The organism is Streptomyces sp. CNH189, from assembly GCF_000527195.1.
In genome coordinates this window covers 45210-60688 of record NZ_AZUS01000003.1, presented here as the reverse complement: position 1 = coordinate 60688, position 15479 = coordinate 45210, and the positions used below count along the sequence as shown (strand labels likewise).

Annotated in this window: 12 protein-coding genes; 6 read left to right on the top strand and 6 right to left on the bottom strand. The window is 73.7% G+C overall.

Annotation, left to right across the window (positions count from 1 at the left end; genetic code table 11):
- The first annotated feature begins 44 nt into the window (after positions 1–44).
- Positions 45–185, top strand: a complete 141-nt coding sequence (locus B100_RS35290; protein ID WP_486585589.1) for a hypothetical protein — start codon at positions 45–47, stop codon at positions 183–185.
- 4 nt (positions 186–189) lie between these two features.
- Here B100_RS35290 and B100_RS0105465 read toward each other — a convergent pair whose 3' ends face one another.
- From B100_RS0105465 to B100_RS0105450, 4 genes are all read right to left on the bottom strand, one after another.
- Positions 190–3015 carry an NHLP bacteriocin export ABC transporter permease/ATPase subunit gene (locus B100_RS0105465; protein WP_024883433.1) on the bottom strand — a complete coding sequence of 942 codons (2826 nt, stop codon included), beginning with the start codon at positions 3013–3015 and terminating at the stop codon, positions 190–192.
- Position 3016: 1 nt separating this feature from the next.
- Positions 3017–5239 carry an NHLP family bacteriocin export ABC transporter peptidase/permease/ATPase subunit gene (locus tag B100_RS0105460; protein ID WP_024883432.1) on the bottom strand — a complete coding sequence of 741 codons (2223 nt, stop codon included), beginning with the start codon at positions 5237–5239 and terminating at the stop codon, positions 3017–3019.
- Entirely contained in the window at positions 5236–6042 is an 807-nt protein-coding gene (locus B100_RS0105455; protein ID WP_024883431.1) for an HlyD family efflux transporter periplasmic adaptor subunit, read from the bottom strand. Before B100_RS0105455 ends, B100_RS0105460 begins: the two co-directional genes overlap by 4 nt.
- Positions 6043–6153: 111 nt before the next feature.
- Complete coding sequence (locus B100_RS0105450; protein ID WP_024883430.1) at positions 6154–6369, bottom strand: hypothetical protein; 216 nt, start codon at positions 6367–6369, stop codon at positions 6154–6156.
- A gap of 567 nt (positions 6370–6936) precedes the next feature.
- On the opposite strand from B100_RS0105450, the gene B100_RS0105445 reads away from it, so the two are divergent.
- On the top strand, positions 6937–8271 hold the full coding sequence (locus tag B100_RS0105445) for an alpha-lytic protease prodomain-containing protein (RefSeq protein ID WP_024883429.1): 1335 nt from the start codon (positions 6937–6939) through the stop codon (positions 8269–8271).
- A 79-nt stretch (positions 8272–8350) separates the two neighbouring features.
- Here B100_RS0105445 and B100_RS0105440 read toward each other — a convergent pair whose 3' ends face one another.
- The gene (locus B100_RS0105440; RefSeq protein ID WP_024883428.1) at positions 8351–10483 is read right to left on the bottom strand and encodes a SpoIIE family protein phosphatase; all 2133 of its coding nucleotides are present in this window, start codon (positions 10481–10483) and stop codon (positions 8351–8353) included.
- 286 nt (positions 10484–10769) lie between these two features.
- Between B100_RS0105440 and B100_RS0105435 the strand changes: the two genes are divergently transcribed.
- The 4 genes from B100_RS0105435 (at position 10770) to B100_RS0105420 (ending at position 14655) form a co-directional block, all read left to right on the top strand.
- On the top strand, positions 10770–13217 hold the full coding sequence (locus B100_RS0105435; RefSeq protein WP_024883427.1) for a SpoIIE family protein phosphatase: 2448 nt from the start codon (positions 10770–10772) through the stop codon (positions 13215–13217).
- A gap of 71 nt (positions 13218–13288) precedes the next feature.
- A complete protein-coding gene (locus B100_RS0105430) occupies positions 13289–13708 on the top strand; it encodes a CBS domain-containing protein (protein ID WP_024883426.1) in 420 nt (139 codons plus the stop codon).
- 107 nt (positions 13709–13815) lie between these two features.
- The gene (locus tag B100_RS0105425) at positions 13816–13995 is read left to right on the top strand and encodes a hypothetical protein (protein WP_024883425.1); all 180 of its coding nucleotides are present in this window, start codon (positions 13816–13818) and stop codon (positions 13993–13995) included.
- A 159-nt stretch (positions 13996–14154) separates the two neighbouring features.
- The gene (locus tag B100_RS0105420; RefSeq protein WP_024883424.1) at positions 14155–14655 is read left to right on the top strand and encodes a metallophosphoesterase family protein; all 501 of its coding nucleotides are present in this window, start codon (positions 14155–14157) and stop codon (positions 14653–14655) included.
- Between the two features lie 120 nt (positions 14656–14775).
- Here B100_RS0105420 and B100_RS0105415 read toward each other — a convergent pair whose 3' ends face one another.
- The gene (locus B100_RS0105415; RefSeq protein ID WP_024883423.1) at positions 14776–15474 is read right to left on the bottom strand and encodes an SRPBCC family protein; all 699 of its coding nucleotides are present in this window, start codon (positions 15472–15474) and stop codon (positions 14776–14778) included.
- Positions 15475–15479 lie beyond the last annotated feature (5 nt).

Here is a 15479-nt window from a genome sequence, read left to right as displayed (position 1 = left end):
GCCCCGGCCAACGACCTGACCGCGGGGGACGACGAAGACGCGCCATGAGCCGTGTGTTCCTGGCGCGCGGCGAGCGCTTCGAGGGACCGCACGCCGGCCCCGAGGCGCCCGCCCGGGAGCTGTACGAGGCCTACGTGGCGGCGGGGGTGCCCTCGGGGGCGCCGTATCCCGGGGCGGACGCCTGACGGATCAGGCGAGCTGCCTGCGGACCAGCTCGTGCAGGCGCCCCTGCGTGTCGGCGAGCAGCTCGGCAGGCGTGCCCTGCTGGACCACCTTGCCGGCCTCCATCACCACCACCCGGTCCGCGTCCAGCACCGTGGACAGGCGGTGCGCGATGACGATGCGGGTCGCCCGCAGGGCCTTGGTGCTCTCGATCACCGTGCGCTGCGTCTCGTTGTCCAGAGCACTGGTCGCCTCGTCGAAGAAGAGGATCCGGGGCCGTCGGATCAGCGCCTGGGCGATCATCAGCCGCTGCCGCTGACCGCCGGAGACCGCGCCACTGCCCGAGACGATGGTGTGCAGCCCCATAGGCATCCGGCGGATGTCCTCCGCCAGCCCCGCCATCTCCGCCGCCGCCATCGCCTCCTCCGGCGTGTACGGCTCGCTCCCGCAGATCACGTCCATGATCGACCCGGTGAACGGCTGCGCGTGCTGGAGCACGACACCGCACTGCCTGCGCACCGCCGACCGGTCGAGCGCCGCCAGGTCCTGCCCGTCGTACAGCACGGAGCCGGACTGCGGCCGGTCGAAGCCGATGAGCAGCCGCAGCAGGGTCGACTTGCCGCAGCCGCTCGGCCCCACCACCGCCACGAACTCGCCCGGACGCGCCTCGAACGACACGTCGTCCAGCACCAGCGGACCGTCGTCGGAGTAACGGAAGGACACCCGCCGGGCCTCGAGCGCCCCGGTCAGCGGGCCCGGCCGGGTGCTCGCCGTACGCACCTCGGGCGTCGCGTCCAGCACCGGCCGGATCTGTTCGAACAGCGGCAGCGCGGCGACCGCCGAGACGAACGATCCGGTCAGCTGGGTCACCGACGTCAGCACCATCGTCACCGACGTGTTGAAGGTGAGGAACTCCGCCGCCGTCATCGACCCGCGCGCCGGGCCGGCCAGCAGCATGAACATCCCCAGCGTGCACAGCGGCAGATAGACCGCGCCCAGCACCGCCGTCAGGTTCTTGATCCGGCCGGCCTTCGCCTGCAGCTCACGGCTGCGCGCGAACTGCGAGGCCCACGCCGCGTACGCGTAGTTCTCCGCCGCCGCCACCCGCAGCTTCGGCAGCCCGCGCAGCGTCTGGAACGCCTGGTTGTTCAGCTTGTTGGTGAGCACCACCAGCCGCCGCTGCCAGCGCACCTGCCACAGACCGAGCCCCAGGAACACACTCGCGACCACCACCAGCATGCCCAGCGCGGCCAGCGCCATCGGCACGCTGAACCACAGCAACAGTCCCAGGTTCACCGCGCCCACGGTGACCGACTGGGTCACCGTGGGGCCCACCCCGGCCAGCATCCGGCGGATCGCGCTGATACCCATGGCCGCGCTCGCCAGCTCACCCGTGGACCGCTCCGTGAAGAACCGGGTCGGCAGCCTGAGCAGCCTGTCCCACACCGCCGGCTGGAGCGTGGCCTCCACCCGGCCCTCCAGCCGCAGCAGCGTGAGGTTCTGCAGCAGCATGAACGCGGCCGCGACCACACTGCTGAGGATCACCGCGAGGCACACCTGCACGATCAGGTCCGTCTGCGCCTTCGGCACGTACTCGCCGAGCACCCGGCCCGTCGCCAGCGGCACCAGCGCCCCCAGCACCACCGTCACGAGACTGCTGAGGATCAGCCCCGTCAGGTCGCCCCGGGTGCCGCCCATGCAGAACCGCATCAGCCGCAGCAAACTCAGCCGCCGCTCGGGCAGCGGACGGTAGAACATCACCGCGCGCGGCTCGAACTCCTCGGCGTTCGCCTTCTCCACCGGGGTCTCCCGGCCCGTCGACGGATGCACGGCCACATAGCCGCCGCGCCGCCACAGCAGCGCCACCGGCGCCCCCGACAGGGCTCGCCGGCCCACCAGCGGCCCCACGTCGTCGCGCCACCACCGGCCCTCCAGCCGCACCACCCGGGTGCGCAGCCGCGAAGCCAGCGCCACCTGCTCCACCGGGTCCAGCCGGTCGGCGCCCGTGCCGGACTGCGCCGGCGAGGCCAGGGTGATCCCGGCCGCCCGCGCCACCAGCTCGCAGGCCGCGTACGTGGCGTCCGCGTCCGCGGCCGTCGTGCGCCGGCCCGGCCGCTTGCCGATCGACGCGAGCAACGTCCGGTCGGCCTGCGCCCGCACCGCCTCACCGGCCGCGATGCCCTGCGCGGTGCGCGACTCGTGCGTCTCCTCCAGCTGCTCGATCCACCGGTCCAGCGTGGTCATCAGCCGGTACTGCTGGTCGACCATGCTCTGCCACAGCGCCGGGTCCATCAGCAGGTCCGCCGCGGCCTCCGCCCCGTACAGCGAGCCGTACTGCACGCTGCCCGGCGGCACCTGCATCCAGAACACGTCGTCGTCGGTGGGGGCCGCCGCCCGCTCCGTCGCCATCGGCGCCTGGAACAGCACGGCCAGGCTCCGGCCCACGCCCAGGGCGAGCGCGTACTCCAGCGGGCTCGTCGTCGGCGGCACGTACTGCGGGTTGCCGTACTCGTCGTACGACCAGGTCTGGGTCTGTGCCTCCTGGTACAGCTCGCGCAGCGCGACGCGGTGCACCACGCAGTCCCGCAGCGGGCGCGCCACCAGCGTGTGCGCCGGACCGGCCACCGGGCCCAGCACCAGCGAGCCCGCCTCCAGACGGCCCAGGTGGTGCCAGTGACCCTGCTGCTCCGCGTCCACCGCGAACAGGTCCACGGCGCCGGACGCGATCAGCCACAGCACCTGCGGCCCCTCCAGGTCCAGCCGCCCGAACCCGGAGCAGTCGACCGGGGTGCCCAGCGCGCCGAGCGCGCCCAGGACGACGTCGCCGCCCTGCCCCTCCTGCACGGCAGTCATCTCATCGCTCCCTGACCAGCGCCGCGTACGCGCCGCCGCGCGCCACCAGCTCCTCGTGCCGCCCGCGCTCCACGACCGTGCCCTGGTCCAGCACGACGATCTCGTCGCTGTCGCGGACCGTGGACAGCCGGTGCGCGATCACCACGCACGCGCAGCCGCGCCGGCGCAGGTTGTCCATCACCACCAGTTCCGTCTCGGCGTCCAGCGCGCTGGTCACCTCGTCGAGCACCAGGATGCTCGGCCGCCGTACCAGCGCCCGCGCGATCTCCAGACGCTGGCGCTGACCGCCGGAGAAGTTCCGGCCGTCCTGCTCGACGGGGCTGTGGATGCCGCCCGGACGGCGCACGACCACGTCGTACAGCGCCGCGTCCTTCAGCGCCTCCACCACCGCCTCGTCCGGGACCGACGGGTCCCACAGCGCCACGTTGTCCCGCACCGTCCCCTCGAACAGGAACACGTCCTGGTCGACGAAGGAGACGGACGCGGCCAGCGCCCCGCGCGGGATGTCCTCGATGCGCTGCCCGTCGATCCGGATCACGCCCTCCCACGACGTGTAGAGCCCCGAGATCAGCCGCGACACCGTCGACTTGCCGCTGCCCGAGCCGCCCACCAGCGCCACCTGCTGCCCCGGACCGACCGTCAGGTCGAAGCCGGTCAGCAGCGGCTTGTCCAGCGGGTTGTAGCCGAAGGCGAGGTTCTGCAGCTCCACATGGCCGTGCAGCCGCCGGGTCGACTCACCGGCGCCGGGACGGCCGTACAGCGGGTCCGCCCGGAAGTTCTCCACGTCCTTCAGCCGTGCCACGTCGGCGGCGAAGTCCTGGATGCGGCCCGCCACCCCGTTCAGCCGGGTCAGCGGCGCGGTGAACCGGGCGACCAGCGCCTGGAAGGCGACCAGCAGACCGACCGAGATGTGCCCCTCGACCGCCCGCATGCCGCCGATCCACAGGATCAGCGCGCTGTTCAGCGTGGCGAGCGTCGGCGCGACGATGCCGAGCCACGCGCTCGGCACCCCTAGCCGCTGCTGCTCCTCCAGCGTGGTGGCGTGCTGTCCCGCCCACTTGCGGAAGTAGCCGTCCTCGCCGCCGGTCGCCTTCAGCGTCTCGATCAGCTGAAGCCCCGTGTACGCGGTGTTGGTGAGCCGCGCCGTGTCCGCGCGCAGCTTCGCCGTGCGGGTGGCGCGCAGCCGGATCACGATCCGCATCGCCAGGATGTTCAGCAACGCCACCCCGATGCCCACGAAGGTGAGCTGCGGGTCGTACGTGTACAGCAGCACCGCGTACAGCACGACCACCACCGCGTCGACGCCCGCCGCCGACAGGTCGCGGGCCAGGGTCTCGGCCACCGCGTCGTTGGACTGCAGGCGCTGCACCAGGTCGGCGGGGCTGCGCTGGGAGAAGAACGTCACCGGCAGCCGCAGCAGATGCCGCAGGAACCGCGCGCTGGACAGGGTGGACGAGATCAGCCGGCCGCTCAGCAGGTTGGCCTGCTGCAGCCAGGTCAGCAGCAGCGTGAGCAGCACGCAGGCGCCCATCGACAGGAACAGCGCGTCCAGCGTCGAGGTCTGCTGCCCGATCAGGAAGTCGTCGATGAAGGTGCGGCTGAGTCCCGGCACGGCCGCGCCCACCGCCACCAGCAGCAGGCTGGTCAGCACCACGGCGGGCATGGTGCCCGCGGTGCCGCGCAGCCGGGCCGGCATGGCGCCGAGCACGCCCGGTTTGCGCCCGCCCCGGCTGAAGTCCTCGCCGGGCTCCATCACCAGCACGACACCGGTGAAGCTGCCGTCGAACTCCTCCAGCGGCACGAACCGGCGCCCCTTGGCGGGGTCGTTGACGAACACGCCGCGGCGGCCGAACCGGCGGCCCATGCCGTCGTAGACGACGTAATGGTTGAACTCCCAGAACAGGATGGCCGGCGCCGCCACCTCGGCGAGGGCGGCCAGGTCCATCTGCATGCCCTTGGCGGTCAGCCCGTAACCGCGGGCCGCCTTCAGCAGGTTGCTGGCGCGCGAACCGTCCCGCGACACCCCGCAGGCGATGCGCAGCTCCTCCAGCGGGACGTGGCGGCCGTAGTGGCCGAGCACCATCGCGAGGGAGGCGGCACCGCACTCCACGGCCTCCATCTGGAGCACGGTGGGCGTACGGACCGTCCTGACCTTGGACGTGGGGACCTTGCGGCGGGGCGGGGCGGCACGGCGTCTGCCGCGCGTCTCCTGTGCGGTGCTCACGGCAGCAGCCAATCCACGGGACGCCGGTCGGCCAGCCGGATGGAACCGGTGGCCAGGGTCATCGACGTCAGTTCGAACGGCGGGCCCTCGGCCGAGGACCACGCGTACCCGCTCTCCGTCGCCGACGACCGCTTCAGCTTCACGGTGACGGCCACCGGCCTGCCGTCCCGGGTGAACTCCTCACCGAGCTGGGTGTCACCGAGGAACCCGGTGATCTGCCGTGGGGACTGGGCGGAGCGGTCCACCTCCGTCACCTCGCCCCGCAGCACGCCGTACTCCTGGCTCGGCACCGACTGCACCGTCAGGTCGACGGAGGCGTGCGCGGGGATGCCGGCGGCCTTTTGCGCGGGGACGTACACCGTCGCGTACAGGGGCGACTCGGCGCCGCGGACCTTCTCCACCGCGGCGACGTCCGCGCCGGTCGCGATGATCTGCCCGGCGCTTGCGGCGAGCGCGGTGATCCGGCCCGCCTGAAGGGTGCGCACCACCTGGTCCCCGTCCGGGGTACGGACCTTGAGCACGGGGGAGTCGGCCGGCAGCCGCTCGCCCTCGCGCGCGAGTACGGCGGTGACCTGCCCGGCGACCGGGCTCTGCAGGATGTAACTGCCCTGCCCATAGGTGAGGATGGCGGGTGCCTGGACGGTGGAGGTGACCGAACCGGTCAGCGCCCACACGGACGCGGCGGCCATCGCGATCACGGTGACGGACAGCACCAGCCAGCCCTGCGGGCGGGCGAAGCGCACCGGGAGGTCGAGTTCCTCCGGTGACTGGAGCTTGGCGAGGGCCTGTTGGCGGAATTGCACGGGTCTTCCCTCACCTGGGTGAACTGTGCGACGTGACGGAAGGACTGCGGACGCACCACTGAGTCCCGGAGCCGGGGAGCGGCTCCGGGACTCGGTGACACAAGGACGCGATCAGAGACCGGCGACCAGGTTGGTGACCGGGGCCGTGTTCAGGCCGGTGACACCCTCGACGGTGCCGACGACCGTGTCGACCAGGCCGGAGACCGGGGCGATGCCGTCCAGGGCGCCGGTGAGGGTGCTCACGGCGTTGACCGACAGACCACCGGAGACGGCGTCGAGGTCGGCGTCGGAGATCTCGGCGGTCTCGACCTGCGGGGTGGAGTTCATGGGGGAACTTCCCTTCGTATGGATATTCACAAGGGGGGAGCGGCCCCCTCTGGGGACAGATGAAGGCCGCGACCGCGGGCGTCGGACGCCCGTCGCCGGGAGCCCGGAACGGCCTTGCGGTGCGATGGATCAAAGCACGCCGCCGCTGCGGGCTTCCAATCATTCGGGCGCCTCACCAGGCAACTTGCGCCCGAGGCGCACCCAAGCGTGCAGACGGGGGCACGGCTCGGCGGCGACTTCTTCACATGGCCCACGGCATCGCCCCATCCGGCCACTTGCGCCCCCGTGGCCGGAAAGCGACACACCGGCCGCAAGGGCGTTTCCCGGATACATGCGTTGTGCACGCACCTCGCTGCGGTGACCGGGTTGGGCATTCGGTGTGCAGATTCGCCGAAGCCGGGATTCAAGGCGGCACCGGACACGGAGCGTTCGCGTCCGGTGGCGGACGGTGAGGTCACGGGGGGCGTTGAACACTCCTCAACTCCCTTGCGTACCAACGGCCATCCAGGCGCCCCGACAGCCGCCCCACGGCGGCACGACTCCGGTCCCCCCAGGAGGTCGAGAAGTTTGAGTCACAAGCGAATTCCGAAGCGCAAGGCCGCGATGGCGGTGGGCGGTGTGGTGGCCCTCGGCGCCGCCGCGATCCTGCTTCCCAGCGCGAACGCGTCACAGGACGGCGCGCCGGACGACGCCGCGGCCGCGCCGAGGACCCTGAAGGCGGGCGACGCCTCGGATCTCGCCACCCGCCTCGCCGGAATGCTCGGCGACGCGTACGCCGGCGCCTACTACGACGGCGACAGCAAGCGGCTGGTCGTCAACGTGGTGCGCGGCGAGGGCGACATGGCCCTGCGGGCGCAGGGCGCGGGTGCGGCCGTCCGTGAGGTCGACAACAGCATGGCCGAACTCGAGTCCGGCGCCCAGACGTTGAGGGCGCAGGCGACCATCCCGGGCACGTCCTGGGCGGTCGACCCGCGCACCAACAAGATCCTCGTCACCGCGGACAGCACGGTGACCGGGAACAAGTGGGACCGGCTGGAGTCCACCGTGGAGAGCCTCGGTTCCGGCATGGCCACCATCAAGAAGTCCTCGGGCACTTTCCGGACCTTCGCGTCCGGCGGCGACGCCATCTTCGCGGGCGGCGCCCGCTGTTCGCTCGGCTTCAACGTCACCGCGGCCGACGGCACGCCCGCGTTCCTCACCGCCGGGCACTGCGCCGCCGCCGGTGACGAGTGGTCGGACCAGCAGGGCGGACAGCCGATCGCCACCGTCGACCAGGCGCTGTTCCCCGGCGCGGGCGACTTCGCGCTCGTCACCTACAACGACCCCGCCACCGAGGCCCCGAGCGAGGTGAACGTCGGCGGACAGATCGTCCCCGTCGTCCAGGCCGCGGAGGCCGCGGTCGGCCAGCAGGTGTTCCGCATGGGCAGCACCACCGGTCTCGCCGACGGCCAGGTGCTCGGCCTGAACGCCACGGTGAACTACCCCGAGGGCACGGTCACCGGCCTCATCCAGACCGACGTCTGCGCCGAACCCGGCGACAGCGGCGGCTCGATGTTCACCCAGGACGGTCTCGCCATCGGCCTGACCTCCGGCGGCAGCGGCGACTGCACGTCGGGCGGGGAGACCTTCTTCCAGCCGGTGACCACCGCCCTGGAGGCGGTCGGCGCGACCCTCGGCGCGGGAGACGACGCGGGCGCGGGAGCCCAGGCGGGCGACCAGGGCGCGGGCGCCGGCCAGGGCGCGGGAGCCCAGGCGGGCGCCGAGCAGGACGCCGGAGCGGGCGCCGGTGAGGACGCGGGCGCGGATCAGGACACCGGTGACGGGCAGGCCGGCGAGGGCGCGGGACACGGCCGCGGCTCCGGCCGTCACGGAGGCGGAGCCGGGCTGACCTCGACGCGCTGACGCCGACGGCCGGCCGGTACCGGGAGGCCCCCGGTACCGGGCGGTCACGCTGTCCGCACCCCCGCCGGAAGCGCCCCCGTCAGACCACCGGGACCGACCTGAGCAGCAGGACCGCCGTGTCGTCCAGGCGGTCCGTCGTGTGGGGGCCGTGCCTGACCAGGGCGTCGGCGAGGTCGTCCGGGGGCAGGTCGCCGAGGTCGGTCAGGCGCCGGCACAGGTCGGCGAGGGCGTCCTCGAGGTCCGTGCCCGGAGACTCCACCAGGCCGTCGGTGTACAGCACCAGCAGCGAACCGGGCTCCAGCGCGACCTCGGTCGACGGGTACACCGCCGCCCCGTCGATGCCGAGCAGCGGGCCGCCGGCCAGGTCCAGCACCCGGACCCGCCCGTCCGGCCTGCGCAGCAGCGGCGGCGGATGCCCCGCGCGGGACATCACGGCCCGCCGGCGCAGCGGATCGAGGCGCAGGTACAGACAGCTCGCGAACAGCTCCGAACCAAGGTCCAGCAGCAGCCTGTTGGTACTGCGCATCACCTCGTCCGGCGCCTGCCCCACCGCCGTGTACGCCCGCACCGCCGTACGGACCTGGCCCATCAGCCCGGCCGCCGTCACGTTGTGCCCCTGCACGTCCCCGATCACCGCCGCCGCCGTGCCCTGCGTCGGCACCAGGTCGTAGAAGTCGCCCCCGATCTCCATGCCCCGGGTGGCCGGCAGATACCGGGCGGCGGCCTCGATCCCCGGCAGCGACGGCAGGGTGTGCGGCAGCAGCGCCTCCTGCAGCCCGTGCGCCAGACGGTGTTTGACGTCGTACAGCATGGCCCGCTCCAGCGCCTGCGCGATCAGCCCCGCCAGGCTGGTCAGCACCGCCCGCTCCTCCGTCGTGAAGTGGTGCGGGGCCGCGTAGGACAGCACGCACGTGCCCACCGGCCGGCCGGAGGCGATCAGCGGCAGGTACGCCCACGCCGAGAACCCGGACGGGTGGCTCTGCAGCGCCGGGTACAGCCGCTCCAGCTCCTCCCGGGTCTCGAAGAAGGCGGGCACCCCGGAGCGCAGCACCTGCCCGCCCGGGGTGGCCCGGGACAGCGGCATCCCGTCGAACCGCTCCACCACCAGCGGGTCCGCGTACCCGCGGTGCCCCAGCACGCGCAGCCGGCCGGCCCGGGAGCCGAGCACGACCAGTGCCTGGCTGCCCACCGCCGGCGCGATCTCGTCCGCGACCAGCTGCACCACGTCCTGCACCCCGACCGCCTCGGTCAGCGCACCGGCCAGGCTGAGCACCTGGGTGATGGTCACCAGCCGCTCCGGGGCCGTCCCCCGCCGGGGCGTGGCGCGATTCATCTCCGTGACCGCGCGCGCCCTGCTGATCCGGACGCTGAGGCCGGTGGTGCTCGGATACAGCCGGAAGGACAGCCACGCGTCGGGCGGGCGCAGCGCGACGAACGAGGTGACGTGCTGGCTGAACAGTGCCGCCCGGTACCGGTCCTCGTACACCGGGTCGTTCAGCCACGGCACCGCCGCCCACATCTGCGCCCCCACCAGCCGCTGCGACGGGACGCCCAGCAGTTCTGAGGCGGCGGCGTTGGCGAAGGCGATACGCCCGTGCAGGTCGAGCGAGCACAGCCCGTACGGCAGCCGGGACACCATCCGGGCCGCCTCCACGGTGCCGAGCGTGCCGGCCGCCCCGCCCACCACCGGCGCGGCCAGCAGGTCCGGCTCCGGCGCGAGCGGCAGGCTGTTCTCGGCGGCCCGCTCCAGCCGCACCGCGAGCCGGTCGCAGGCCGCGGTGAGGTGCTCGCGTTCCCAGTCCGACAGCTCCGGCGGGTGCGAGCCCGGCCAGGTCACGAAGACCGCGCCGTACACCTTCGCCGCCGTCGCCACCGGCAGCGCGGCCAGCGAGAACGGATAGGGGAGCACCATCGCGATCCGGGGGTAGTGGCGGGCCATCTCCTCCTCGCCGCCCACCCACACCAGCCGCCGTTCACGCACCGCGTCGGACACGGGGATCGGCGCGCTCAGCCCCACCCGCTCCCACGGCGCCGCGAAGGCACGGGGCAGTCCGGCCATCACCGCCATCTCCAGCACGGGCTGGTCGGGGGAGAGCAGGTACACCGCCCCGGAGTGGGCGTGCACCTCGTCCATCAACGCGGCCAGCGTCAGCGACAGCAGCGGACGGCCCACGGGGGCGTGCGACTGCGCGGACGCCTGTCCCTCGGACACGCCGACCACCTCCTCGCACGACCCGCACCCAATCTCCCCTGCGGGAGGGCGTCCCGCACGGCGAGCGGGACTCTCTGAGCGCGCATCTGTGCGAATACCCCGTTCCGCGGTTGTGAGCCCCTCTGTCGGCCCTGGCGGGCCGCGTCCTCGAGGGCCGGACGGGCTGGCATCAGCCCCTCCGGCGCTCGACGCTCGAGGAGCGGGGTCAAGGGCGGAGCCCCGCGAGAGGTCCGCCCAGGGCGTCGTTCGTGCACAGGGGCTGCGCACGTGTCCCATAAGCGCTGTAATGGCCAACGTGGTGGGTGAGGGCGCTGCGGGACGCAGCACGAGAACGCTGCGCGCCGAAGGCGCCCTGACGGCGCTCGCCGCGGACCCGGACTCACCCGAGCGGCTGCGCAGGATCCTGGAGCAGGCCCTGGTCTTCGCCGGCGCCGCGTTCGCCGGCGTCTACGCCCCCGGCGAGGACGGCGAACTGCTCTGCCTGACGGAGACCGCCGGGGTGCCGAGGACCCTGTGCGGGGTGCGTGACTGCTACTCGGCCACCGGCCGCAGCCCGGTCGCCGAGGCCGCGCGCGGACGGACGGTGTGGCTCGGCCCGAAGGACCTGGCGGCTCAAGCCCAGTCCCGGCGCACCCCCCGCCGGGACTTCCACCTGGCCGCGCTGCCGGTGCGCCACGACGGCGGCGGCTGCCTGCTCGCGGTGAGCGAGCGGCCCGGCGGTTTCGACGCCGACGAGCGGGCGTGCCTCGGCCTGGTCGCCGACGCGGTCGCCGCCCCCGCGCCGCCCGTGCCCGCCGACGGCGCGGACCTGCCGCCGGGCGGCTTCAGCCTCGCCATGGACACCGGGCGGCTCCGGGTGCACGACGACGTCCTGGACCTGTTCGGCGTGGACCCGGACGACTTCGACGGGCGGGTGGAGACCCTGCTCGGCCTGACCGTCCCCGAGGATCTGCCCTCGCTGATGTCCGTGGTCGAGGCCGACCACATGACCATCGGCGACCGCGAACTGGAGTTCCGGGTGCTCCAGCCCGCCGGCCCGCCCAGATGGCTCCGGCTGCTCGGCCGGCTGGCCCCCGGCGGCGAGGGGCGCCCGGCCCGGCTCGTCGGCTCCGTCACCGACGCCTCCTCGCTGCGCGCCGACGTCACCGACGTGGCCCGGGTGCAGCGGCTTGCCGCCGCGCTGTCCACCGCCGTGACCGTGCGGGACGTCGGGAAGGCGGTGGTCGCCGCGCTGCGCCGCCCGCTGCGCGCCGACCGGATGGCCCTCGCCGAGCTGGAGAGCGACCGGCTCGTCGTCACCGTCCTCGACCCGCCCGAGCCCGAGGCCTGGCCCGAGGTGTGGCGGTCGGAGTGGCGCACCGAGTGGCCCGACGCGCCCGTGCGCACCATGCCCACCCTGGCCGCCGCGCTGCGCGAGGGCCGCCCCGGGATCTGGCCCGCGGGCTCCCCGCTGGAGCCCGCCCTGGCCGGGGTCGGCCCCGGCGGACTGGCGGTGCTGCCGCTGGCCGCGGGCAACCGCATGGCCGGGGCCTGCCTGGTCGGCTGGGACGCCCCGCACGACTTCGGCGCGGACGAGCGCACCCTGCTCACCGCCGCCGCCAACCTGGCCGGCCAGGCGCTGATGCGGGCCCGCGCCTTCGACGCCGAGCACGAACTGGTCGGCATGCTCCAGCGGCAGCTGCTGCCGCGCCGGCTGCCCCGGCTGCCCGGGGCGGTCGCCGTCGCCCGCTACCTGCCCAGCACCGCGGGGCTGGAACTCGGCGGCGACTGGTACGACGTCATCCCGCTGCCCGACAACCACGTCGCCCTCGTCATCGGGGACGTCCAGGGGCACAGCGCCGGCGCCGCCACCCTCATGGGACAGATGCGCACCGCCCTGCGCGCCTACGCCGTCGAGGGCCACCCCCCGGACGTGGTGGTCTCGCACGCCAACCGGCTCCTCGTCGACATGGAGACGGACCTCTTCGCCACCTGCTGCTACGTCGACGTCGACATGGAGGCGGGCGCCGCCTGGTGCGTCCGCGCCGGCCACCTGCCGCCGGTGCTGCGCCACCCGGACGGACGCACCGAGATCGCGGAGGCGGAGGGCGGCCCGCCGCTCGGGGTGGTGCGGCAGTGCGACTTCCCCATGAGCCCGCTGCGGCTCCAGCCCGGCACGCTGGTCGCCCTCACCACGGACGGTTTGGTCGAGTCGCCCGACTCCGACATCGACGAGGGGCTCGAACGGTTCGCCCGTCAGGTGTCCGCCGCCGACCCGGCACGCCTCGGGCCGGTCGCGGACGCGCTGCTCGGCAACGCGCTCCGCAGCGACGACGTGGCGCTGCTGCTGATGCGCTACGACGGCATGGAGAACCGCCCGCTGCGGGAGAGCTGGACCGTGTGGCGGGTGCCGCAGGCGGTGGGGCACGCACGCCGCTTCACCCGGCGCACCCTGCGTTCCTGGGGCGTGACCGACGAGATCGACGCCCCGCTGCTCGCCGTGTCCGAACTGGTCACCAACGCCCTGGTGCACACCGAGGGACAGGTCCGTCTCGATCTCTCCCTGGTCGGCGACCGGCTGCGGCTCGCCGTCGCCGACGCCTCGCCCCGCTCCCCGGTGAAGCCCACCAGCATCGGCTGGGAGGCGACCGGGGGCCGCGGCATCCTGCTCGTCGAGGCCGTGTCGGCGACCTGGGGCACGCTGCCGGTCAGCGGCGGCAAGCAGGTGTGGGCGGAGTTCACCGTACGGACGTGACGGGCGGCAGGGGTCGCCGCCCGGTGGGTACCCGGTCCACCTCACCGAGACGGGGAAGGGAAGGACACGCCATGACCCAGTACGTCCGCGACATCATGACCGCCGCGCCGGTGACCGTCGGACCGCACACCTCCGTGGCCCAGGTCGCCCGCATCATGCGGGACCGCGACCTCGGAGCCGTCCTGGTCACCGACGACGGGCGGCTGCGGGGACTGGTCACCGACCGTGACCTCGTGGTGCGTTCCGTCGCCGAGGGCGTCGACCCGGAGGAGACCACCGTGGCCGGCGCGTGCAGCGACGACGTGGTGACCGTGGGGCCCGACGACGAGCTGGACCTCGCGGTGCGGCTGATGCGGGAACACGCCGTGCGTCGCGTGCCGGTGGTCGAGGGCCGACTCCCGGTCGGCGTCGTGTCGTTGGGGGACGTCGCCATGGAGCGCGACCCGCAGTCGGCCCTCGGCGACATCAGTGTGGCCCGGCCGCACACGTAAGTGCCTATTGCCGTGAGGGAGTTGCACGGAAGCGTGACGGCGGGGTTTAGGCGGTGCGGTGTCGGGGACCCGGCCGCCCGGTGACCGCAGAAGGAAGATGATGTGACGTGATCACGGAGAGCATGGACAAGCCCCGGACCCGCCGTCCGGAGACCGGCTGGGCGCGAGCGCGGCGCCTGCGCGGCCAGGAGCCGCTGCGGACCTGCCTGCCCGCCGTCGACCGGAACACCACGACGGCCGCCCCGGTCACCTGGGCCGAGGAGAACATCGTCCGCGGCGAGGACTGACCCCGCCCGGGGTCCGGACCCGCCCGGCCGACGGCCGTCAAGCCGCCCGGCGCCAGGGACCCCGCCGCCACGACCGGGCCCGCACCCACCGGGGCGCGCGCCCGGCGGCGTGTGCGCGGGCTCCCCGCATCCCCCGCCCCGACCTCTAGGCTGCCCACCGTGCGTCTGCTCCTGATGTCCGACACCCATCTGCCGAAACGCGCCAAGAAGCTGCCCGAGCCGCTGCTGGAGGAGATTCCCCGCGCCGACGTCGTCGTGCACGCGGGGGACTGGGTCGACACCGACACCCTCGATCTGCTGGAGAGCCGCAGCCGCAGGCTCCTCGCCGTGTTCGGCAACAACGACGGGCCGGAGGTGCGGGCCCGGCTGCCCGAGGTCGCCCGTGCGGAACTCGGCGGGCTGCGCTTCGGGGTGGTCCACGAGACCGGCCCCGCGCAGGGGCGGGAGAAGCGGTGCGCCGCGCGCTTCCCCGATCTCGACGTCCTGGTGTTCGGACACAGTCACATCCCGTGGGACACCACGGCGCCCACGGGACTTCGACTGCTCAATCCGGGCTCACCGACGGATCGCCGCCGGCAGCCCCACTGCACCTGTATGACCGCCGCGATCACCGGGGGCCGGCTGTCCGAGGTGGACCTCCACCGGCTGCCGCCGCGCTGACGGTCCGGGCCGTCTCACTCGGTGGAAACGGCCCGGGCGCTACGAGTAGATGCGACTCTTCCACGGACCTCCTTCCCACCATCGGAGGTGATACCGGGCGACTACCCCTGCCCGCAGGCCTCACACACCCCGGACGAGATTCTTCCGGGCCTTGCCGCGCCGGCGTATCCCCCGTACGGAGACGGCCACCACCACGGCGGCCGCCACCACCGCGGCAGCGCGCGCGGCGACCGGCAGCCCGGCCGTGCGCAGCAGGTCCAGCGGCTCCTGCGCCCCGGGCGCCGACCGCTCCGGTGCCGTGACGGACGCGGAGTTCGCCTCGTCGGCCGCCTGCCCGCGAGCTCCGTCCCCAGGCGCGTCGTCCCGGTCGGCCGCCGGCTCGGTCAGCCGCTCCGCGAGACACGCGGCGAACTGGCCGATGATCCGCTCGCCCACCTCCGCCAGCACACCCCGCCCGAACTGGGCCGGCCGCCCGGTCACCGTCAGATCGGTGTGCACGGTCACCGCCGTGGCCCCGTCCCGTTCGCTCAGGGTGCCGGTCACCGTGGCGCGGGCCGTGCCCTGCCCCCGGGCGTCCCGCCCCCCGGCGACCAGCACCAGGCGCCGCGCCTCCTCGTCCCGTTCCTCGAAGACGGCGGTGCCCTTGTACGTCACGGTCACCGGGCCCACCTTGACCCGCACCGACCCGGTCACCGTCTTGTCGTCGTACTCCTCCACGCTCGCCCCGGGCAGGCACGGCGCGACCCGTTCGATGTCGAGGAGGGCCCTCCAGGCGTCGTCGACCGGGACGGGCACGGTGAACTCGTGGCGCAGATCCATGACTT

Coding starts and splice junctions, on each gene's coding strand:
- B100_RS35290 (WP_486585589.1), top strand. CDS start 45: ATGAGCCGTGTGTTCCTGGCGCGCGGCGAGCGCTTCGAGGGACCGCAC.
- B100_RS0105465 (WP_024883433.1), bottom strand. CDS start 3,015: ATGACTGCCGTGCAGGAGGGGCAGGGCGGCGACGTCGTCCTGGGCGCG.
- B100_RS0105450 (WP_024883430.1), bottom strand. CDS start 6,369: ATGAACTCCACCCCGCAGGTCGAGACCGCCGAGATCTCCGACGCCGAC.
- B100_RS0105435 (WP_024883427.1), top strand. CDS start 10,770: ATGGCCAACGTGGTGGGTGAGGGCGCTGCGGGACGCAGCACGAGAACG.
- B100_RS0105430 (WP_024883426.1), top strand. CDS start 13,289: ATGACCCAGTACGTCCGCGACATCATGACCGCCGCGCCGGTGACCGTC.
- B100_RS0105415 (WP_024883423.1), bottom strand. CDS start 15,474: ATGGATCTGCGCCACGAGTTCACCGTGCCCGTCCCGGTCGACGACGCC.